A 21,050-nucleotide genomic window follows, 5' to 3' on the forward strand; every position below is an offset into this window, starting at 1 on the left:
CCCGCCCTTCTCAGCCGGCGCCGTCTGGAGGCCGTACGGCGCTCCCGGGTGTCTGACACCGTTCTTGCCCTTCCCTGGTGACGGACGGCAACGCGACCGGGCCTGAGTGGGGGTCAGCCACCCGACAACGTTGTCAATTCATGGGAGGATGCTTCCTGCTTGATCAGGAAGTGTCAAGGGTGTCCGGCACGCGAACCGCGACCCCGCGTCCCGCGACGGCCGCACGCGCCCTCGTGCGGAGGGCCCGTACGCCCGGTGACCGCACCGGGCGTACGGGCCCTCACACGGCGGCCCTCACGGCGGCCGTCACACGAGCGCTGTCATGCGGGGGAGGGCACCGGCCGCAGCACGGCGCCGGTGAAGTTCCCGCGGTGGGCGACGGTACGCAGGATCTCCCCGACGCGCCGCACGTAACGCCCGATGTTGGCGGCGGCCAGTTCCGTGTCGGGATAGCGGGCGAAGAGGTAGAGGCCCTCCCGCGTGCACACCACCCACAGGCACGCCTTGCCGCTGTCGGAAAGCCTCAGCAGCGCCCGCGCGTTGCACCCCTCCCACTCCGCGGCGCCGGGCGAGTCACGCACGTCCATGTACGACAGGAGGGAGAACGGGTCGGGCGTCGTCCTCTTGAAGTCCATCCCCAGTAGCTCGCACACCCGGAAGAACGGCACGCGCGCCACCTGCCTGGCCTCCCGGGCCGAGCGCTGGGCGCGGCGCGCGACGGAGCGGAAGTCGCACTCCGGCGTCAGGTCGATCTCCACCGGGCCGCCCTCCACGTACCAGCCGACCGAGGCGGACCACTCCGAGCGCGAGCGGGTGTGGAAGGGCATCACGGTGCGGTACGGCGAGGGCGCGCCCAGCTCGCGCGCCGCCAGGGCATTCGCCGCCAGCACCCCGGCGGGCAGCGCCGCGTGAGCCGACCGGCACGCCTGAGTGAGCGCGTCCGTCTCGCCCGGGTCGAGCAGCCAGGCGAACAGGGACTTCTGCGGGAGCAGTTCCTCACCCGTGGTGCCGAGCGGCAGCGGGAATCCGGGAGGCCGACCGCCGCTGTCGGCGATGAAGCGCTCCCAGCGCTGGACCGCGGGGTGGTCCCGGCCCACCAGCGCGGCTTCCGCGCGCTGCTCGTGGCTGTAGCTGACGTGGCTGCCCGTGTCCGGCAGCGCGGGCTCGCGCCGTTCGAGGGCGGCGCGGTAGAACTCGCGGATCTCGTGGACCATGCCGAACAGCGTGTAGCCGTCCGTCTGCGTGTGGTCGAAGGCCAGCACGACCGTCGCGGAACCGGCCCGCTGGACGGTCTCCACCACGTAGCTCGGCCACCTGAGCGTGTGCGTCGCCGCGTCCAGCCGGTCGCGCAGGAACCGGCCGAGGATCGCCGCGTCGCGGAAGCTGCCCAGCACCGAACTCTCCACCCCGACGACGTCCTGGGGCAGCGTGAAGCGGTGCAACTCCTCGCCCGACCTGCGGAATCCGCTGCGCAAGGTCTCGTGCCGGCCGATCCAGTTCACCAGCGCCCTGCCGAACGCCTCCACCCGGAGCTCCCCCGGCATCTCGAAGGCCACGCCACCCCAGTCGGGGGTGCGCACCCCGCGCTCCTGGAGTCTCGCCACCGTCAGTACGTGGGACTCCTGGTTGTACGACGGGGGTACGGCGTCACGCTCCGCCTGTTGTGCGGCCGTGATCGCGGGAGCGTGCAGCGTCCACTCCCGCACCTGCCCGGGACGGACGAGATACTGGTCGAGTTCGGTCATCTTCACATCGGGCCCAACGACCCTGACCTGGCACGGGCACGTGATCCCCGAAGGGGCAAGAGTGTTCGGCGTGGGTACCGGGGGAGTGCGGTCCGGCCGAAGGGCGCCTCTCCCAGGGCTACCGCACGCGCGCCGGGCAGTGCACAATCTACGCGCGTCGCTGATTCTCAGTCGCCTGACAGGAGCTCCGCATGCCGATCGACCGCAGAACCTTCCTCAACCGGACCGCCGCGACAGGAGCGGGAGTCGCCCTGGCCGGCGGAGCGATCGCCGGTGCGGACCCGGCCGAGGCCGCGCCGCGGGGCGGCCACCGCCGGGGCAGGGGAGCGCACACGGCCTCGCTGCGGGTGCTCGGCACGACGGACGTGCACGGACACGTGCTGAACTGGGACTACTTCACCAATGCCGAGTACGACGACGCCGCGCACAACGACGTGGGCCTCGCCAAGGTCGCCACCCTCGTCGAGCGGGCACGCGAGGAGGCCGGCCGCGACAGGACGCTCCTCGTCGACGCCGGCGACATCATCCAGGGCACCCAACTGTCCTACTACTACGCCCGAGTCGACCCGATCACCGGCGGCGACGGCAAGCGCCCTCCCACGCACCCGATGGCCCTGGCCATGAACCACATGAAGTACGACGCGGCCGCCCTGGGCAACCACGAGTTCAACTACGGCATCCCGCTGCTGCGCGCCTTCGAGGCCCAGTGCGACTTCCCGCTCCTCGCGGCCAACGCGCTGGACGCCAAGACACGCAGGCCCGCTTTCGCGCCCTACCTCGTCAAGCGCGTGCACGTCCCCGGCGGCCCCGATATCAAGGTCGGCATCCTCGGCCTGACCAACCCCGGCATCGCCATCTGGGACAAGGCCAACGTGCAGGGCAAGATGGTCTTCCCCGGCCTCGTCGAGCAGGCGAAGATCTACGTACCCAAGCTGCGCAGCCTCGGCTGCGACGTCGTCTTCTGCACCGACCACTCCGGTCTCGACGGCGCCACCACGTACGGCGACGCGATCCCCTACCCGGAGAACGCCTCCTCGCTCGTAGCCGCCCAGGTCCCCGGCATCGACGCGATCCTCGTGGGCCACACGCACGTGGAACGGCCCTGCACGATCGTCACGAACGAGGAGACCGGCAAGCAGGTCGTGCTCTCCGAGCCGCTGATGTGGGGGATGCGGCTCAGCGTCTTCGACTTCGACCTCGAACTGCGCCACGGGCGCTGGGAGGTCACCGCCGTCACGGCCGGGGTCCGCAACGCCGCCGACGTCGAGGAGGACGCGCGCGTCGCCTCGCTCGTCAAGGCGGAGCACGAGGCGGTCGTCACCTACGTCAACCAGATCGTCGGCACGTGCGCCGTCGCCATGAGCGCCACGGAGTCCACCTACGAGGACACCCCGATCATCGACTTCGTCAACCGCGTGCAGACCGACACCGTCACGAAGGCGCTGGCAGACGGCGAGTACGCGGACCTCCCCGTGCTCTCCGAGGCCTCCTGCTTCTCCCGCACGGCGTCCATTCCGGCAGGCCAGGTCTCGCTGCGGGACGTCGCGGGGCTCTACGTGTACGAGAACACACTGGAGGCGAAGATCCTCACCGGGGCCCAGGTCAAGGACTACCTGGAGTGGTCCGCCCGGTACTTCGCCCGCACCGCGCCGGGCGACCCGGCCGATCCCGCGAAGATCACCAACGCGAACGGTATCCCCGACTTCAGCTACGACATCCTCAGCGGCCTGTCCTACGACATCGACATCGCCCAGCCGGAGGGGTCGCGCATCGTCAATCTCACCCATGCGGGCGCACCGCTCGACCCGGCCGCCTCGTTCGTCCTCGCGGTCAACAACTACCGCTCCGGCGGCGGGAGCGGCTATCCGCACATCGCCACCGCCCAGTCGATCTGGTCGAGCAGCGACGAGATCCGCAACACGATCATCGCCTGGGTCCAGGCCAACGGCACCATCGACCCCTCGGCCTTCGGCGGCGACACGTGGCGCCTCGTCCGGGACGGTGCCCCGGTCTTCTGACGGACTCGAACGGACGCACGGATGTACGGACGTACGGACGCACCGGGCAACCATCGGGCTGCCCGGCTTGTCTGACTGGTGACCCAAGAACTCACCTGGGGGGCATCGAATGTTCCGTACCCGGACACCCACCACACGCCTCGGCGCGCAAGCACTCACGGGAGCCCTGCTCGCGTGCGGCCTCTGCGCCCTGGGCGCGGGCCGGGCCGCCGCGACGACCGCCCCGGCCCAGCGGCCGGCCGTGCCGTTCTCGGCGACGCAGCCGGACTTCAACGGGGACGGCTACCCCGACCTCGTGATCGGCGCGCCACAGGCCGCGGTCGCCGGCGCGGCCCATGCCGGCTACGTCGCCGTCATGTACGGGTCGGTCGATGGCCTCGCACTCGACCGTCGCACGGTGATCAGCCGCAACACCGGCGGCGTGCCGGGCAGTCCGAAGCCGAACGAGTCGTTCGGGTACGCCGTCACCTCGGCCGACCTCGACGACGACGGGTACACCGATCTCGTCGTCGGCAACTCCGACGGGCCCGGCACCCGGTCGGTCATCCTCTGGGGCGGCCCCGATGGGCTGTCCGGGGCTACGGCGGTCCCCGGCTCGCTCGCGGCCACAGGTGACTTCAACGGCGACGGGGCGCAGGACGTCGCCCTCATGGACACGGCCGCCTCCTCGAACGACGATCCGTTCGGCACGACAGCCGTGGTGTGGAACGGCCCCATCTCGCGAGCCGGCCACCCGGCCTCCTCGTACACGTTCGGCGAGAACGAGAAGTACTTCGACATGCGCGCCGTCGCCGCGGGCGACCTCAACGGCGACGGCCACGACGACCTCGTGGCGCTGGAGTACACCGGCGAGGGCGCCTATGCCACGGCCCTGTACACGGCAGGTGCCTCAGGACTGGGCAACGGCACCCAACTGACCAGCGAGGCGCCACCTGCGAGCATCTCCCTCGCCATCGGTGACGTCAACGGCGACGGGTTCGGCGACGTGCTCATGGGCGGCGGCGACTACGGCGCCGGACGGCTCAGGATCGGCTACGGAGCGGCCGACGGACCGAAACCGTCGGATCAGTGGCCCGTCATCGACCAGAACAGCCCGGGTGTTCCCGGTGCCAACGAGTCCGGCGACGGGTTCGGCGCCTCGCTGGCCGTCGGCGATGTCGACGGGGACGGCATCGAGGACGTGGCGGTCGGCGTGCCGGGCGAGACGCTCGGCACCACGAACGGCAAGGTCGCAGCGGGCAACATCATCCTCCTGCGCGGCAGCCTGGAGGGACTGAGCGGCGTGGGTGCGCAGGGCGTCAGCCAGGACACGGCAGGCATCCCCGGAACGGCCGAGACGGGCGACCACTTCGGCGGCAGGGTCGCGCTCGACGACGTGACCGGCGACGGCCACGCCGACCTGGCGGGTGCCGCGCCCCACGAGGACGGCGGCAACGGCGCCGTGTGGTCCGTACGCGGCACGGGGAAGGGACTGGTGGCGGCCGGGGCGCTGGTCGTCGGCCCCAAGGGCATCAACGCCCCTGCCACGGGCGCCGCCTTCGGCGCCGACCTCCGCTAGCACCGCGGCGCGCCACACCGCGGCGGGCCGTGCGGGTACGCGCCCGGCCCGCCGTGGTGTCACCCGGCGGGGCAGGTGAGGACCGGGTCGGCCCAGTCGCCGTGGTCGTTGCCGTTCCCGTCGCCGCCGTCGCCGACCACCAGGTCGAGGACCTGGCCCCCGGTGACGGGCACGTCGATGTCCACCGGCGCCGAACTGCCCCGCAGCACCGGCGTCGTGGTGAGGGTCCTGCCATCCACCAGGACCGAGAACGTGACGGTCCCCGGGTCGCCGCCGTCGACCCCGACGGTCGCGGTGAACCGGCTGCACCGCCCCGCCAGGTACACCTGCACGTCACTGGGCGAGTTGGTGCCGAGCCCCTTGGCGTGGACGGTTCCGGCCAGGGTGATGGGTGTCCCGTCGTCGGGGGCGGTGCCGCCGACGCTCTGGTCGCGCTCCACGGGTCCCCAGCCGTTGGTGGCCGAGAGGAACGTCAGGTCGCTGACCTGGTCGGTGCCCGCGGGCGGGGGCGCGGGGACAGTTTTGACGACGCGTTCGTCGTGCACGCTCGCCGTCCTGTGGTGCTGGGTGAGCCGCACGGCCGCCTTGAGGTCGCTGACCTTGGACAGGTCCTCGGGGGCGGTGACCTGCCAGCGGAAGGTCGCGGAGCCGCCCGCGGGGATCCGGGAGACGGACGGTGGTGTGGACCGCTCGTCGACCGTCCAGCCGTCCGGAGCCGTCAGCGCGGCGGTGACGTGCTCGGCCGTCGGCCTGCCCGCGGGCACGGAGACGGTCGCCGTGGCGGTGAACTGCCCGCCGGGCTCCACGGAACCGGGCACGGCCAGGGAGAGCGACGCGCCGGGCGCGGCAGGCATCCGGTAGCGCGACGCGTCGTAGCGCGGGCTGTCGTTCTGCGCGACCTTGAGCGAGGACGCGTAGCTGCCGTAGTTCGTCAGTGCGACCTTGCCGAGCCCGCCGGTCTTCCCGTCGAGGTTCCACACGGCGATGGCGACGGTGTTCGAGCCGTGCGGGTTCAGAATCCCGTCCGGGACCGGGAAACTCGTCTGCGGTCCCTTGTAGTTCACGTAGTTGCCCATGTCCCAGCCGTTGACGTAGATCTCGGCGCGGTACTTGCGTGACGGGTCGTCGGTGATGGTGAGCCCGAGTGACGTGTCCTGGCCCTTCGGCAGGCCGAGCTTGACTCTGCTGGTGTACCAGGACACACCGGGCGTGGTGTCGGTGGCCGGCAGGGTGACCGGCTTCCAGCCGCGGGTGGGGTGGCCGGGCAGCATGTACCCGGCGCGTTCGCCGTACAGGCCGCCGGTGGCCAGTGGGCCGCGCACGGTGTCGACGGGGTTCTCGCCGCCGCGCACACCCTGCAGCCGCCACGTGACGGTGTTGAGCGGGGCTCCGGTGAGCGAGGCGCCGATCAGGCCCCGTGCCGCCTTGTTGCCGTTGGACTCGTTGTAGTCCTCCTCGTGGCCCATGTCGACCGTCAGCACCGACACGACGTTGTCGCCGTCGGCCTTCAGCGCGCCGGCGGGGAAGCGGTAGGTCTTGCTGCCGTCGGCGGTCGAGCTGCCCAGGAACGTGCCGTTGAGCCACACCGAGGACGCGGCCGCGCCACCGCCGCTCTGCGTCGACAGCGTGATCCCGCTCTCCTTGCCGGTGGACGCGAAGCGCCCCCGGTACCAGGTGCTGCCGGTGTGGAAGCCGTAGTCGTCGGCGAACAGCACCGGCAGGCTCGCGGGGCTCGTGGTGCTGTTCGAGGTGGTCTTGTCGGCCACCTGCCAGCTGGAGTCGTCGAATCCCGGCTGCGCCTCGGGCGATCCCTGGACGTGCTTCCACCCGGTCAGCTTCGGCAGCGTGATCGGTGCCGCGGTGGCGATGGCCCCCGTGCGGCTGCCGGTCGGCGTCACGTGCGTGTGCACAGGCCGTCCGTTCCAGGACACCGACCTGGCGCCGCTGAACACCTCAATGCTCTTGCCGCTGCCGTTGTCGCCGGTCAGCGCGAGGTGGGCGCCGTGCGACACCGCGCCACGCAGCAGGTGCGTGCCGCGCACGAGGACGGGGCCCGCGGCGGTGTCCTGTCGCCAGAAGGTCTTCGCGGTCGCGGTGTCCGCGAGCAGCAGCATCAGCGGATGGCCGCCGCCGATCTGCACCCGGGTCAGGCCCGAGTGCTGGTAGTTGAGCCTCAGGTCGCCCGTCTTCGCATCCCATGTCGTGGTCACCTTCCCGCCACTCGTGGTCACGGTGGGCCGGGAGGCGTAGTGCAGCACGGTCTCGCCGTCGCTGCCGTGGTCCCCGTAGAGCACGGCGATCTCCCTGCCCGCCACCTCGGCCTGCGTCATGATCTCCGAGGTGGAGTAGCGCAGCGCGTTGCCGCCGAGGTCGTAGCCGGCCACGATGATCTTGCTCTGGCGGCCGTCGAGGGTGAGCGCCGTACCGGACTGCTGCGGCACGGTGTAGACGGGCGCGCTCCCGGCCGAGCCGGTGGTGACGTCGATGGCGTCGATCGTCACGAACGTGCCCGACGCGGCAGGGTTCTTGTCGCCGGTCGCCGTGATCCGCAGCGTGTGGGGGCCGTTGCTGAGGCCGTGCGCCTCGTAAGCCACGTACTGGTTGCGCTTGCTCGCGCCGTACAGGTCGACCGTCTTGACCTTTGTGCCGTCCAGGTAGACGTCCGCGGTGCCGTGGTTGCCGTCGAGGTTGCTGATCCACTTCACGCCTGTGCCGGTGAAGTCGATGCTCGCGCTGTCGCCGGCGGTGTCCGTGAAGGACTCGGTGTGCTGGTAGTCGCCGCCCGTGTAGTTCTGCTCGGCGCCGACGTGCGACCAGGAGCCCTTGTACGTGAGGGCGGAGTCGGTGTCGTCGTGTGTGTAGCCGGAGTGCGCGCCCAGATCGATCGTGAGATGCGTGCTGTCAGTGCTCGTCGCCGTGGAGTCGGCGTGCCGCACCACGTGGAACTGCGTCTTGGTGTCCGGGTTGATGCGCGCCGTGTCGACGATCTGGCTGTTGCCCGTCGGGACCGAGGGCAGCGGGTCCGTTTTGGTGAGCGGGGAGACGGACTGGGTGAAGTAGCCGATCAGCTTGTCCTCACCGTACTTCGGGTCGAGCTGGCGTGTCTCGCGTATCGCCGCCCCGTAGTCGTAGGACGTGTAGTTCTCCGGTTCGCCGAGCCAGCCCCAGTTGGTGCCGCCGTAGGTCATGTAGAAGCTCTGCGAGGTGGCGCCGACCGCGATGTTCTGCTTGTAGAAGACATCGGCGAATCGGTCGTTGATCAGCTGGGCGCACTTGTCGTAACCGGGGCCGCCCCACGGGTCGAACGCGCCGCCCTGGAACTCCGCCGTCTCCAGCGGCTTGCCGGCCGGATGGTCGTAGCTGATGTCCGGGACGCCGCTCCACCGCGTGGGGTTGCTGCAGTTGAAGCCCTGCGGGTACGAGTCGGCCCCGTCGACGTCGAGGGCCGCGTCACCTGAGTTGAACGTCCCGTTGTTGTTGCCGACGAGCGGCACGGTGATGCCGTCCGCGGTGGCCTTGTCCTCCAGGTGCTTCATGTACGTGCGACCGGACTCGCTGCCGTTGTAGTACTCGTTCTCGACCTGGTACTCGATCACCGAGCCCGTGCCGTTGGTGAGCTGATGGCGGGCGATGATGCGGTCGATCCGCGTCTGCCACTCGTCGCTGTACTTGAGGTACGCCGGATCGTCCGTGCGGGTGTTGCCCGCCTTCGTGGACAGCCACCCGGGGAAACCGCCGCCGTCCACCTCGGCGTTGATGTACGGGCCCGGGCGTGCGATCACGTAGATGCCGAGCCGGTCGGCCATGTCGAGCAGCCGGTCCACGTCCCGCACACCGGTGAAGTCGTAGACGCCGGGCGCGGGCGAGTGGTAGCCCCAGTCGAAGTACAGCGATACGGCGTTGAACCCGGCCGCCTTCATCTTCTGCAGGACGTCGAGCCACAGGTCCTGGCTCGGCAGCCGGAAGTAGTGGAACTCGCCCGCCCACAGGTAAGTGCGCTTGCCGTCGATCTTGAAGGAGTATCCGTCGTAGGTGACGGTGTGCGCGCCGGGCTTCCCGGCGCGCACCGCGGTGGACGCCGGACGGGCGGAAGAAGCGGCGCGGGTGGCGGCGCTCGCGCCGGTCCCCAGGCCCGCGCCCAGGCCGGCCGCGAGCGCCAGCGTCACGCAGACCGACAGGAAGCGCCGCAGTATGCGGCGGCGCAAGCGGTGAACCGGCATTACCCACCTCCACGTCAGGTACGGGAGCACGCGAGGCGGCGGCCGGGGCCCGGAGGAACACGCTGCCCGCCAACACCCCGGACGCCCCCCACGATTGTGCGCAAATGTGCGAACGAGTTGATTGTCGTTCGGGAGTGTTGCATCGGTGCTCGCTGAGCGCAACCAGGCGGACACACCTTTGTCGGGACCGGGTCAGCCGGCGCCCGCCAGGCCGGCCGCCGGCGCCAGATCCGTCGCCGTGGCCCGCCTGACCTCGTCCAGAGTGACCCCGGGCGCCAGTTCGGCGACGGCCATCCCCTCGGGGGTGACGTCCAGGACGGCGAGGTCGGTGATCACCCGGTCGACGACGGCGCGCCCGGTCGCCGGCAGGCTCAGCTCGTCCACGATCTTCGGAGACCCGTCCTTCGCCGTATGCTCCATGACGACGATCACCCGCCGTGCGCCGTGGACGAGGTCCATCGCGCCGCCCATGCCCTTGATCATCCTGCCGGGGACGCTCCAGTTCGCCAGGTCCCCGCCGGCCGACACCTGCATCCCCCCGAGCAGGGAGATGTCGATGCGGCCTCGGCGCACCATCCCGAAGGACAGCGCCGAGTCGAACGTGGACGCGCCGGGCAACAGGGTGACGGTCTCCTTGCCCGCGTTGATCAGATCGGGGTCCTCCTCGCCCGCGCGGGGCGACGGCCCCACACCGAGCAGGCCGTTCTCCGCATGGAGCACCACATGGGTGCCTGGCGGCAGGTGGTCGGGGACCAGCGTGGGCAGCCCGATACCGAGGTTGACGTACTGGCCGTCGCGCAGTTCGCGGGCGGCACGGGCGGCGAGGCGGGCGCGGTCGAGGGGCACGCTCAGATCTCCTTCGTCGCCGCGTACCCGGTCGCGGGCGCGTGGTTGGGCGCCGCCGCAGAGGCGGAGCCGCGCCGCTCGATGCGCCGGTCCGCCACGTCCGCCTGGACGATCCGGTCGACGAAGACGCCGGGCAGGTGGACGGAGTCCGGGTCCAGAGAGCCCGCCTCCACGATGGTTTCGGCCTCGACCACGCACACCCGCGCAGCCATCGCGCACAACGGGTTGAAGTTGCGGGCGGCCGCATGGAAGGCACAGTTGCCGTGACGGTCCGCCACCGCAGCGCGCACCAGCGCGAAGTCCGTGGTGAGCGCCTCCTCCAGCAGGTGCTGCCGGCCGCCGAACTCGCGCGTCTCCCTGGGCGGCGAGCACCGGGCGACGGAACCGTCCGCCGCGTAGCGCCACGGCAGGCCGCCCTCCTCGATCTGGGTGCCCGCCCCCGCCGGCGTGTAGAACGCCGGGATGCCCGCCCCGCCGGCGCGCAGGCGCTCCGCCAGAGTGCCCTGCGGCACGAGTTCGACCTCCAGCTCACCGGCCAGGTACTGGCGCGCGAACTCCTTGTTCTCCCCGACGTACGAGGACGTCATCCGCGCGATCCGGCCCGCGCGCAGCAGCAGGCCGAGACCCCAGTCGTCGAGACCGCAGTTGTTCGAGACCACACGCAGATCCCCGGGCCCCGCCTGGACCAGCGCCGCCAGCAGCGTCGACGGGATGCCGCACACCCCGAAACCGCCCACGGCGAGTGTTGCCCCGCCGGAAATGTCGGCGACGGCAGCTGCGGCCGATCGCACCCTCTTGTCCATGAACTCCCTCTCCCTCGGCGTACGGTCCCGCGAAGCCACCCTCATGGCGCCGCACGGCCACTCGCCATGTGACGAGGCGACACCCCCAGGGCGCCGGGAGCGGCGCGCGCCACCATGTCCCGCACGCGGCCCCACTCCTACGGTTCGGCCACATCAGCCCTTCGCCGGCAGCCACGCGGCTCGGTGCGCCACCCGCCAACTTCCCCGGGGCGGTGCGCCGATCGCGCTGCGGACGGCACGACACCGGGAGCCCCTCACGATGCGATGGCCGACCTCACCCGCACCCCGCGCCGGATCACTCTCCGCGCCTGCCCTGCCCCTCCTGCTCGCGGCGGGGCTCCTGCTCGCCGGATGCTCGGCGCCCGGCACGTCGGGAACGGCGGGCTCAGGATCCTCCTCATCGGCCCCGGTCAAGGTCGGGCTCGTCTACTCGCGCACAGGCCTGCTGGCCGCCTACGGCAAGCAGTACCGCCAGGGCTTCGACGCCGGCCTGAAGTACGCCACGCACGGCACCGGCACGGTCGACGGCCACCGCGTCGAGGTCACGGCCAAGGACGACACCGGCTCACCTCAGACCGCGGTCGCGGAAACCAAGGAGCTCATCGGACGCGGATACCGGATCATCGCGGGCACGACGGACTCCGGGGTGGCACTCCAGACCGCACCGCTCGCCGCCCAGAACCGCGTCCTGTACATCGATGGGCCCGCCGCCACCGACGACATCACCGGCATCAACCGCTACACCTTCCGCTCAGGCCGCCAGTCCTACCAGGACACCCTCACCGCAGCGTCCGTGCTCGGCGCCGCCGAGAACAAGAAGGTGACGGTCCTCGGGCAGAACACCGCCTTCGGCCAGGCCAACGTCGCAGCGGTGAAAAGCGTGCTCGGCGGCCGCGGAGCGAAGGTGACCGCCGTCCTCGCCCCACCGAGCGCCACCGACCTCACACCGTTCGCACGCCAGGTGAAGGCCGGCGCACCCGACCTCGTCTTCGTCGCCTGGGCCGGTTCGACCGCCCCCGCCCTGTGGACCGCACTCGACCAGCAGGGCGTGCTCGGCGCCACCAAGGTCGTCACCGGGCTCGCCGGCACCGCGTCCTACCCGGTGTTCGGGCGAGCCGCCTCCAAGGTGTCCTTCCTCGCGCACTACTTCCCGGGCGCGGGCGGCGGCAACCCCGTCGAGAAGGCCATGATCGACGGCGTCAGGAAGGCGGGCGGCACACCCGACCTGTTCACCCCGGACGGATTCACGGCCGCCCAGATGGTCGTACGCGCAGTGCACGCCGGCAGCGCCACCGACACCGACGCCATGGTGAAAGCCCTGGAAGGCTGGAGCTTCGCCGGGCCCAAGGGCAAGGAGCGGATACGCGCGGCGGACCACGCCCTGCTGCAACCCATGTTCACCGCACGGCTAGTGGGCAGCGGGGCCTCGGCGAAACCACGGCTGGTGTCCACGCAGCCGGCCTCGGCGGTCGCCCCTCCGGTCCGGAAGAAGGGCTGACCCGTGGCTCGCACGTACACACCCCACACACCACCCCAGCCCGCCCCGCCGGCCTCCCGGGCCGTCCTCGCCCTGCGCGGCCTGGGCCGGAGCGTCGGCGGCGCGGCCATCGTCGACGACGTCACCCTGGACGTGCGCGAAGGCGAGTTCCTCGCCGTGATCGGCCCCAACGGAGCCGGCAAGACCTCCCTGTTCGACCTGATCAGCGGGATCACCGCCGCCACCCGCGGCACCATCGCTCTGGACGGGCACGACATCACGGCAGCACCGGTGCACGCCCGGGCCCGGCTCGGCCTCGGACGCACCTTCCAGCTCTCCAGCCTCTGGCCCGCGATGACGGTCGCCGACCACGTCCGGCTCGCCGCGCAGGCCGCCGACGGCAGCTCCTACCGCCTGTGGCAGCGCGCGCCCCGCTACGCCGGCCAGGTCGAGCGCGTTCTGCGCCGTACTGGCCTCGAGCATCGCGCCGACACACCCGCGGCCGAGCTGTCCCACGGCGGCAGGCGCCAACTGGAACTCGCCGTTGTGCTGGTGGGCGGGCCACGGCTGATCCTGCTCGACGAGCCCATGGCCGGCGTGAGCGCGGAGGACGTGCCCCGGCTGACTGCCCTGATCCGCGACGTCCACCAGGAGGGCCGCACGGTTCTCATGGTCGAGCACCACATGGACATCCTGCTCGGGTTGGCCGACCGGATCGCGGTGATGCACCACGGCGGCCTGCTCGCCGTCGACACACCGCCAGCCGTGATGGCCGACGAGACCGTCCAGCAGGCGTACCTCGGGGAGGAGTTGTGAACGTCGCAGGCAACACGCCCGCGCGCCCGCTCCTGGCCGTGCGCGGCCTGCGCGTGCGCATCGGCGGCCGGCACATCCTGCACGACGTCCACCTGGACGTCGCACCGCACGGCGTCACCGCGCTCCTCGGCAGGAACGGCGCCGGCAAGACCACCACTGTCCGCGCGATCCTCGGCCTCGTCCCGCGCACCGGCGGCATCCTCCTCGACGGGCAGGACGTCTCGGGACTGCGCACCCACGCCCTCGTCCGCCGGGGCATCGGCTACGCGCCCGAGGACCGGGGCGTCTTCACCGCGCTCACCGTCGCGGAGAACCTCAGACTCGCCGAACGGCCCGGCTCAGGCCCTCCGGACTACGCCCTGGTCCACGACCTCTTCCCCGAGCTGAGGCAGCGCGCGGGCCAGCCGGCCGGAACCCTCTCCGGCGGGCAGCAGCAGATGGTCGCCATCGCCCGCACCCTCCTCGCCGGCAACCGGCTCGTCATCGTCGACGAGCCGACCAAGGGACTCGCACCGAAGATCGTCACCCAGGTCGCCGAGGCCCTCGAACGCGCCGCGCGCGCCATCCCCGTCCTCATGGTCGAGCAGAACCTCGCCGTCGTCAGGCGGCTCGCGACGGCCTGCGCCGTCCTCGTCGACGGACGCACCGCGTACGCGGGCGACGCCACGCCGCTGCTCGCCGACCCGCAGGCCACCCGGCGGCTGCTCGGAGTCGCCGAAGGCGGCACGCGCGGCGGGCAGGACCCGCCGGGCGCCCGCGCGAGCGCCGCGCAAAACCCCGACACGCGGGAGGCCCAGGCCTGATGGACACCCTCGTACTCCTCACCATGACCGGGCTCGGCCTCGGTGCCCTGTACTTCCTCATCGCCTCCGGTCTCTCGCTGATCTTCGGCCTCATGGACGTACTCAACTTCGCCCACGGCGCCCTGCTGTCCATGGGCGCCTACGCCTGCTGGTGGGCGGCCTCCGGAAACCTGCCCGGCGCGGGCCCGCACGGCGCTGGGTTCGTCCTCGCCGTCGCCTTCGGCGTCGCCACGGGCACGCTTGCCGCAGCGGCCCTGGAAGTGGGTGTCGTAAGGCCGCTGTACGAGAGGCCCCGCGAGCAGGTGCTCGCCACGGTCGGCGTCGGCCTCGCCGTGCCCGCCCTGCTGTCCGGCATCTGGGGCACCGACGCTCGCACGTTCCCGGCACCGGACGCCCTGTCCGGGACCGTCACCCTGCTCGGCGCACGGGTCCCCGCCAACCGGATCCTGCTGATCGGATGCGCCCTCGCCGTCCTCCTGGGGCTGCGCCTCCTGCTCGGACGCACCCGCGCGGGCCTCGTCGTAAGGGCGGGTGTGCAGGACCGCGCCATGGTCAGCGCCCTCGGCATCGACGTCCGCCGCGCCTTCACCCTCGTCTTCGCGCTCGGCGGGGCCCTCGCCGCGCTCGGCGGCGCCCTCGGAGGGCTGTACTTCGGCGAGGTCGACCCCGGCCGGGGCACCTCGCTGCTGATCTACGCCTTCGTCGTGGTCGTCGTCGGCGGCATGAGCTCGGTCACCGGCGCCGCTGCTGCCTGCGTGGCCGTCGGCCTCCTCCAGCAGTTCGCCAACTACTTCACGACCGCCGGCCTCGGTGACCTGGCCGTCGTCGTCCTGCTCGCCGTCGTGCTCCTCGTCCGCCCCCGCGGCCTGATGGGAAGGCTCACCTGATGTCCTCCACCCCGCCGCACGACGCCGTGGACCGCACACACCCGGCGCGAGGCACCCGAGGGCTGCTGCGCCTGTGGCCGACCGCGCTGCTCATCGCCGCCGCCGCGGTGCCGTTCGGCTCCTTCCCGCTGCCCGGACTGCTCGCCGGACCGGTCGGCAGCCCGGGAAATCTGCAACTGCTCGCCCTGTGCCTGCTGTTCGGTGCGCTGGCCACCGGCTACGACCTGCTGCTCGGGCGCGCGGGACTGCTCTCCTTCGGGCACGTCCTCTACTTCGCCTTCGGTGCGTACGCCACCAACACCGTCATGCTCGAAGCACACCTGCCGTTCCCCGTCGCGGCCCTCATCGGGGTGCTCGCCGGCACGGCGCTGTCCGCTGCGCTCGGTGCCGTCAGCCTGCGGGTGTCCGGCATCGGGTTCTCCATGGTCACGCTCGCCTTCGCGCAGGCCTTCTCCATCGTCGTCTCGCGCGACCCCGGCGGCCTCACGGGCGGCGAGGAGGGCCGCGCCGCCCCCGCGGATCTCCTGCCGGGCGGCTTCGTCGGGATCGACCACACGGCCGATCTGTACTGGCTGGCACTGGGCTGTCTCCTGCTCACCCTCGGCGTGAGCGCGTGGGCGCTGCGCTCACCGCTCGGACGCGTGTGGGACGGCATCAGCCAGAACGAGCAGCGCGTCGAGGTGCTCGGCCTGCGGCCCTACGGGTTCAAACTGACGGCGTTCGTGATCGCCGGCGCACTCGCGGCGCTCGCCGGCACGGTGCACCTGCTGCTCACCGGCGGAGCCACGCCCGGCACCACAACGACCGACTTCAGCCTCTCCCTGCTGGTGATGGTCGTCCTCGGCGGATCGGGAAGCCGATGGGGACCGATGATCGGCGGCATCCTCTACACCTGGGCCGACCAGCGGCTCTCGGACGTGGCGGGCTCGGGCGCCGTCGCCTCGCTGCCCGGCGTCCTGCGCGTGCCCCTGTCCCAGCCGCTGTTCCTGCTCGGCGCGCTGTTCGTGGTGGTCGTCGCCGTCCTGCCGGGCGGCCTGGCGCGGCTGCCCGCACGGATCGCCGCCGCGCGGCGCGAGAAGGCTGCCCGAACCCGGCCGGCGGACGCCACACCGCCCGCCCGGGAGGCCGCGGGCACGGCACGGGCAGGCGGCCGCCACGACGCTTGAGTCCCGCCCCTGCCTCAGGGCGTGACCGCCAGCAGTTGAAGCCGCAGGGCGAGTTGCAGTTCGAGGGCCCGGTCGGGGCGGTTCCAGTCCCGGCCGAGCAGCGCCTGCACGCGGTCGAGGCGCTGCACCACCGTGTTGACGTGCACGTGCAGTTCATCCTTCGCACGGGTCAGGCTCCCCCCGCAGCCGAAGTAGGCGCCGAGCGTGCGCACGAGCTCCGTGCCGCGCTGCGCGTCGTAGCGCAGCACGGGGCCCAGCACGGACTCGACGAACGCCCCCACATCGTGGCCGTCGCCCAGCACCACGCCGAGGAAGCCGAGCTCCGGAGTGCTCGCCCCCTCGCCCGTCCTGCCGAGCACGTGCATCGCCCGCAGGCAGCGGCACGCCTCCTCGTGCGCCGCGGCCAGCGCGGCAGGGCCACGCGCCGGCCCGGCAGCGGCGACGGTGACCGGCGCGCCGACGAAGGCACCGAGCCGCTCGGCGGCATCCCTGGCCGCAGCCCCTGCCGCCCCCGCCGCCGGACCCGAGGGCTCCGCGCCACCGCCGTCCGCGCTGCCCGGCCCGATCTGTTCGTCCCCCGGCCCGCAGGACAGCAGCAGCACCAGGGCGCCGCGGTGCTCGGCCCCGACGCTGCCCGGCCTGCGGCCGAAGAGGTACGGAACCGCCGCGGCGCTCAGGCGCTCCCGTGCCCGGTCCGAAGTCTGCGCCACCAGCACCAGCAGGGGCCGCTCCAGATCGATGCCGAGGCGGCGTCCTCGCTCGCAAAGACCCGCCGGATCGCGCTCCGGGAACTCGAGCAGATCTGCGACGAGTTCGCCGCGAACCCGGTTCTCGGTCTCCGCGACGGTGCGCCGCAGCAGCAGGAGCAGCCCCGTCACCACACCGGCCCGCTCGAACAGCCGCCGGTCGGCGTCCTGCAGCCGGCGGCGGCCGTACAGCACGATGACGGCGAGCATCTCCTGGCCGGCGAGCACCGCGCACACCCACCGGCCGCCACGGTGCACGGCGCGCGCCGTGGCCCGCGACTCGTCCGCCGACGCGGCCAGCCACGCGGCGTCGACGCTGCCCGCGGCGAACTCGCCACCGTCCTGGCGCACCGCGGCAAGCAGCGCACCACCCGGGTCGTGCATGGTGATCGGACCGTCGAGCAGCGTGGCGACCGCGGCCGCCACGTCCCGCACGTCCCCACCGCGCAGTACGAGGTCGGTCAGGCGGTCATGGGCCTCCTCGGCGCGCTGCAGCGCGGCGGAGTGCTCCCGCACCACCTCGTTGGCCGCCGCCAGCTCCTGATTGGCGGCGGCCAGGTCCTCCAGCGCATGCCGGGTGTCGGCGAGCGCACCCGCCGTGTCGATCGCGATCGCCGCGTGCGCGGCGAGCGACGACAGCAGCGCCACCTCGTCCTGGCCGAAAGGGCGCGGCGCACGGTCGGCGGCGAAGAGCACCCCGATGACCTTGCCCGCGCCACCCCGCCGGGAGCCGAGCAGCAGCGGGACGCCCAGGATGCCGACGAGCCCCTCGTCGACGACACCGGCGTCGATGGTGCGAGTGTGGTGGAAGCGCTCGTCGGTGCGGTAGTCGGGGGTGGCGTACGGGCTCGCCGTCTGCGCGACGAGCCCGCCGAGTCCCTCGCCGAGTTCGAGGCGCAGGTGCTGGAAGACCGGCGAGACGGAGCCGTCCGTCACCCGCATGTAGGTGTCGCCCGCCTCCTCGTCCGGCAGCGTCAGGTACGCGGTGTCGGTGCCCAGCAGCATCCGCGCCCGGCGCACGATCGCCTTCAGCACGGCGTCGAGGTCCGTGGACGCGGCCAGGTCGCCGGCCGTGTCGAACAGGGCGGCCAGTTCCTGCTCCCTGCGCCGGTGCTGGCGCAGGGAGCCCCTGACACGCAGGGCCGAGCCCGTCGCACGCTCCACTTCGAGGAGGTCGGCCGCGCCCACGCCCGCGCCGCGGGCGGTGGCCGCGACGGCCCTCAGCGCGTCGGCGGGCGCGTCGGCGGCCAGCAGGTCGAGCAGGCGCCTCAGGTGCGGGGCGGCGGAGACGGCTTCGGGCATGGGGGCTCACCAGGGTGCGTGACGGATGGTGCGGGGACGTCCCGGCGCGTCCCCGCCGGGACGAGGGCCCGGCAAGCCTAACGGCTCGGCCGCGACGGCCAGGGGCACGAGCGGACGGCCGGCCTCAGCCGGCCGAAGCCGTCCGCTCGCCCGCCGGCGCGGCGCCGGCCGGGGAACGCCCACCGTCGTCCTCCCCGATGGCCGTGAGGTCGCGGCCCCGGGTCTCCCGTGCCGCGATGACCGCGATGACCGTCACGACTGCCGCGACGCTGACGTACAGGGCGATCGGCCGCGCGCTGCCGTAGGCTCCCAGTAGCGCGGTGGCGATCAGCGGTGCGGGCGCACCGGCCACCACCGACGAGAGCTGCGCCCCGATGGAGGCGCCCGAGTAGCGCATGCGGGTCGCGAACAGCTCGGAGAAGAAGGCCGCTTGAGGCGCGTACATGGCGCTGTGGAAGAACAGGCCGACGGTCACGGCGACCGCCAGCACGGGGAAGGACCTCGTGTCGGCCAGGGCGAAGAACGCCCACGCCCAGGCGCCCACCCCGACAGCGCCGAACAGGTACACCGGCTTGCGGCCCAGCCGGTCGGAGGCCGCCCCGAAGAGCGGGATCAGGCAGAACTGGACGGCGGAGCCGATCAGGACGGCGTTCAGGGCCGTCTGCTCGTCGAGCTTCAGGTGGTCCACGCAGTAGGCCAGGATGAAGGCCGTCAGGATGTAGTAGGAGATGTTCTCCGCGATCCGCGCTCCCATGGCGACGACGATGTCCCGCCAGTGCCGGCGCACGACGGAGACCAGCGGCAGCCGCTCCGCGCCCTCCTTCTCCTTGCGCGCCTCGGCCTTGGCGAGCGCCTCCTTGAACACCGGCGACTCGTCCACACTCAGGCGTACCCACAGGCCGATGCCCACCAGCACCGACGAGGCGAGGAACGACACCCGCCAGCCCCACGCCTCGAAGGACGACGGGCTCAGGACGCCGGTGAGCAGCGACAGCACACCAACGGCGAGCAGGTTGCCCGCGGGTGCGCCGCCCTGCGGCCAGGACGCCCAGAACCCGCGGCGCCTGGTGTCGCCGTGCTCGGAGACCAGGAGGACGGCGCCGCCCCACTCGCCGCCCAGCGCGAAGCCCTGGACGAGACGCAGCACGGTCAGCAAGACAGGCGCGGCCACGCCGATGGTGTGGTAACCGGGCACGCAGCCGATGAGGACGCTGGACCCGCCCATCATCATGAGGCTGACCACGAGCAGCTTCTTGCGGCCGATGCGGTCCCCGAAGTGCCCGAACACCATGGCACCGAGAGGACGGGCCGCGAAGCCGATGGCATAGGTCAGGAAGGAGAGCAGGGTCCCGGTGAGCGGGTCGGAGCCGGGGAAGAACACCTTGCCGAAGACCAGGGCGGCGGCTGAGCCGTAGAGAAAGTAGTCGTACCACTCGATGGTGGTGCCGACGAGGGACGCGGCGACGACGCGTGTCAGTCTGGCGGTGGCTGGTGGAGCGGACGGCGAGGCGGCCATGGGTCACTACTTCCGGCTGGACGACGGGTCGTTGGATGTCGCCACACGGTAGGAAGCGGTCGATCGGCCACCCATGTGGCGGTGCACCACAATCGGTGCGGCGGGGGAGTGGCGCGCCAACATGCGGCGCGGTGGGACGCGCGGCACGGGCCGCGTCGCGTCAGTGGGCGGTCCAGCCGCCGTCGATCGCTAGGCTGGTCCCGGTGATGTACGAGGTGTCGGGGCCGCACAGCCACAGGACGGCGCGGGCGACCTCCTCCGGCTCGATGAGGCGCTTGACCGCGGTGTGTTCGAGCATGACGCGTCCGATCACCTCGTCCTCGGACAGGCCGTGCGCGCGGGCCTGGTCGGCGATCTGCCGCTCGACCAGGGGCGTGCGCACATAGGCGGGGTTGACGCAGTTGCTGGTGACGCCGTGCGGTGCCCCTTCCAGGGCGACCACCTTGCTGAGCCCCTCCAGGGCGTGTTTCGCGGTCACGTAGGCCGACTTGTAGAGGCTGGCGCGCAGCCCGTGCACAGACGAGACGTTCACGACCCGCCCCCAGCCACGCTCGTACATCCCCGGCAGTGTGCGGTGCAGAATGCGGAACGGCGCCTCGACCATGATCCGCTGCATGAGCGCGAACCGATCGGGCGGGAAGTCGTGGACGGCGTCGATGTGCTGGATCCCCGCGTTGTTGACCACGATGTCCACGTCGGCCGGCAGGGAGTCCACGGCGCGCGCATCGGACAGGTCGACGACGTGCGCGCTGCCCCCGGCCGCGGCCGCGGCCTTTCCCGCCTCATCGGCGCTGATGTCGACGACGTGCACGTGGCTGCCCGCCGCCGCAAGGGCGAGCGCGCAGGCCAGCCCGATCCCGCTCGCCGCCCCGGTGACCAGGGCCGTCCTGCCGGTCAGGTACCTGTCCGGTCGTGCTACCGGATCTTGCATGCTGTCCATGACCGCCACCGTAGGAAGGCGGGGGCATCGCGTCACACGTGATCGCCGCACACAAAGGCAGCGGCGTGTGTGGCCCTTGCCGCCATGGCGGCGACCGCCGCAGGCCTCGGCCGGACAGCGCCGCGCCCACCGGAGCACCGGGCAACGGGTCGGCTCACCACCGCCGTGGCACAGGAGCCGTCGTCCCATGCCATGTCCGCGCCCGGG

At 72.1% G+C, this 21,050-nt stretch carries 14 protein-coding genes; 7 read left to right on the plus strand and 7 right to left on the minus strand.

Features of this window, described 5'->3' with window-relative positions; all coding sequences use genetic code 11:
- Positions 1-320: 320 nt before the first annotated feature.
- Positions 321-1,745, minus strand: a complete 1,425-nt coding sequence (locus IH48_RS0117720; RefSeq protein WP_051839981.1) for a condensation domain-containing protein — start codon at positions 1,743-1,745, stop codon at positions 321-323.
- 191 nt (positions 1,746-1,936) lie between these two features.
- Between IH48_RS0117720 and IH48_RS0117725 the strand changes: the two genes are divergently transcribed.
- Positions 1,937-3,763, plus strand: a complete 1,827-nt coding sequence (locus IH48_RS0117725) for a 5'-nucleotidase C-terminal domain-containing protein (RefSeq protein ID WP_030904880.1) — start codon at positions 1,937-1,939, stop codon at positions 3,761-3,763.
- Positions 3,764-3,872: 109 nt separating this feature from the next.
- Positions 3,873-5,321, plus strand: a complete 1,449-nt coding sequence (locus IH48_RS0117730) for an FG-GAP and VCBS repeat-containing protein (RefSeq protein WP_030904882.1) — start codon at positions 3,873-3,875, stop codon at positions 5,319-5,321.
- Between the two features lie 59 nt (positions 5,322-5,380).
- On the opposite strand, the gene IH48_RS0117735 is transcribed toward IH48_RS0117730, so the two are convergent.
- From IH48_RS0117735 to IH48_RS0117745, 3 genes are all read right to left on the minus strand, one after another.
- The gene (locus IH48_RS0117735) at positions 5,381-9,541 is read right to left on the minus strand and encodes a beta-galactosidase (RefSeq protein ID WP_030904885.1); all 4,161 of its coding nucleotides are present in this window, start codon (positions 9,539-9,541) and stop codon (positions 5,381-5,383) included.
- A 192-nt stretch (positions 9,542-9,733) separates the two neighbouring features.
- Entirely contained in the window at positions 9,734-10,387 is a 654-nt protein-coding gene (locus IH48_RS0117740; RefSeq protein WP_030904888.1) for a 3-oxoacid CoA-transferase subunit B, read from the minus strand.
- 2 nt (positions 10,388-10,389) lie between these two features.
- Positions 10,390-11,190, minus strand: a complete 801-nt coding sequence (locus IH48_RS0117745; RefSeq protein WP_030904891.1) for a CoA transferase subunit A — start codon at positions 11,188-11,190, stop codon at positions 10,390-10,392.
- A gap of 259 nt (positions 11,191-11,449) precedes the next feature.
- Here IH48_RS0117745 and IH48_RS0117750 point away from each other — a divergent pair, with 259 nt between their 5' ends.
- Genes IH48_RS0117750 through IH48_RS0117770 form a run of 5 tightly spaced genes read left to right on the plus strand, consistent with a single transcriptional unit; the run spans position 11,450 to position 16,339 of the window.
- Positions 11,450-12,688 carry a substrate-binding domain-containing protein gene (locus IH48_RS0117750; RefSeq protein WP_030904893.1) on the plus strand — a complete coding sequence of 413 codons (1,239 nt, stop codon included), beginning with the start codon at positions 11,450-11,452 and terminating at the stop codon, positions 12,686-12,688.
- 3 nt (positions 12,689-12,691) lie between these two features.
- Complete coding sequence (locus IH48_RS0117755; protein ID WP_030904894.1) at positions 12,692-13,483, plus strand: ABC transporter ATP-binding protein; 792 nt, start codon at positions 12,692-12,694, stop codon at positions 13,481-13,483.
- Positions 13,480-14,286 carry an ABC transporter ATP-binding protein gene (locus IH48_RS0117760; RefSeq protein ID WP_051839983.1) on the plus strand — a complete coding sequence of 269 codons (807 nt, stop codon included), beginning with the start codon at positions 13,480-13,482 and terminating at the stop codon, positions 14,284-14,286. Before IH48_RS0117755 ends, IH48_RS0117760 begins: the two co-directional genes overlap by 4 nt.
- On the plus strand, positions 14,286-15,173 hold the full coding sequence (locus tag IH48_RS0117765; protein ID WP_030904899.1) for a branched-chain amino acid ABC transporter permease: 888 nt from the start codon (positions 14,286-14,288) through the stop codon (positions 15,171-15,173). Before IH48_RS0117760 ends, IH48_RS0117765 begins: the two co-directional genes overlap by 1 nt.
- A complete protein-coding gene (locus tag IH48_RS0117770; protein WP_078849818.1) occupies positions 15,173-16,339 on the plus strand; it encodes a branched-chain amino acid ABC transporter permease in 1,167 nt (388 codons plus the stop codon). The genes IH48_RS0117765 and IH48_RS0117770 overlap by 1 nt, the downstream gene beginning before the upstream one ends.
- A 14-nt stretch (positions 16,340-16,353) precedes the next feature.
- Here IH48_RS0117770 and IH48_RS0117775 read toward each other — a convergent pair whose 3' ends face one another.
- The 3 genes from IH48_RS0117775 to IH48_RS0117785 form a co-directional block, all read right to left on the minus strand.
- Positions 16,354-18,387 (minus strand): helix-turn-helix domain-containing protein, encoded by a 2,034-nt coding sequence (locus IH48_RS0117775; protein WP_030904905.1) that lies wholly within the window; start codon positions 18,385-18,387, stop codon positions 16,354-16,356.
- Positions 18,388-18,511: 124 nt separating this feature from the next.
- The gene (locus IH48_RS0117780) at positions 18,512-19,903 is read right to left on the minus strand and encodes an MFS transporter (RefSeq protein WP_030904908.1); all 1,392 of its coding nucleotides are present in this window, start codon (positions 19,901-19,903) and stop codon (positions 18,512-18,514) included.
- Positions 19,904-20,063: 160 nt separating this feature from the next.
- The gene (locus IH48_RS0117785; protein WP_030904910.1) at positions 20,064-20,843 is read right to left on the minus strand and encodes a 3-hydroxybutyrate dehydrogenase; all 780 of its coding nucleotides are present in this window, start codon (positions 20,841-20,843) and stop codon (positions 20,064-20,066) included.
- Positions 20,844-21,050: the final 207 nt, after the last annotated feature.

This window comes from Streptomyces sp. NRRL F-5126 (assembly GCF_000721265.1).
Lineage (GTDB): Bacteria > Actinomycetota > Actinomycetes > Streptomycetales > Streptomycetaceae > Streptomyces.

Excerpts from the sequence above, each read along its gene's own strand:
- IH48_RS0117720 (WP_051839981.1), bottom strand. The coding sequence starts at position 1,745 with ATGACCGAACTCGACCAGTATCTCGTCCGTCCCGGGCAGGTGCGGGAG.
- IH48_RS0117725 (WP_030904880.1), top strand. The coding sequence starts at position 1,937 with ATGCCGATCGACCGCAGAACCTTCCTCAACCGGACCGCCGCGACAGGA.
- IH48_RS0117730 (WP_030904882.1), top strand. The coding sequence starts at position 3,873 with ATGTTCCGTACCCGGACACCCACCACACGCCTCGGCGCGCAAGCACTC.
- IH48_RS0117735 (WP_030904885.1), bottom strand. The coding sequence starts at position 9,541 with ATGCCGGTTCACCGCTTGCGCCGCCGCATACTGCGGCGCTTCCTGTCG.
- IH48_RS0117745 (WP_030904891.1), bottom strand. The coding sequence starts at position 11,190 with ATGGACAAGAGGGTGCGATCGGCCGCAGCTGCCGTCGCCGACATTTCC.
- IH48_RS0117750 (WP_030904893.1), top strand. The coding sequence starts at position 11,450 with ATGCGATGGCCGACCTCACCCGCACCCCGCGCCGGATCACTCTCCGCG.
- IH48_RS0117765 (WP_030904899.1), top strand. The coding sequence starts at position 14,286 with ATGGACACCCTCGTACTCCTCACCATGACCGGGCTCGGCCTCGGTGCC.
- IH48_RS0117770 (WP_078849818.1), top strand. The coding sequence starts at position 15,173 with ATGTCCTCCACCCCGCCGCACGACGCCGTGGACCGCACACACCCGGCG.
- IH48_RS0117775 (WP_030904905.1), bottom strand. The coding sequence starts at position 18,387 with ATGCCCGAAGCCGTCTCCGCCGCCCCGCACCTGAGGCGCCTGCTCGAC.
- IH48_RS0117780 (WP_030904908.1), bottom strand. The coding sequence starts at position 19,903 with ATGGCCGCCTCGCCGTCCGCTCCACCAGCCACCGCCAGACTGACACGC.
- IH48_RS0117785 (WP_030904910.1), bottom strand. The coding sequence starts at position 20,843 with ATGGACAGCATGCAAGATCCGGTAGCACGACCGGACAGGTACCTGACC.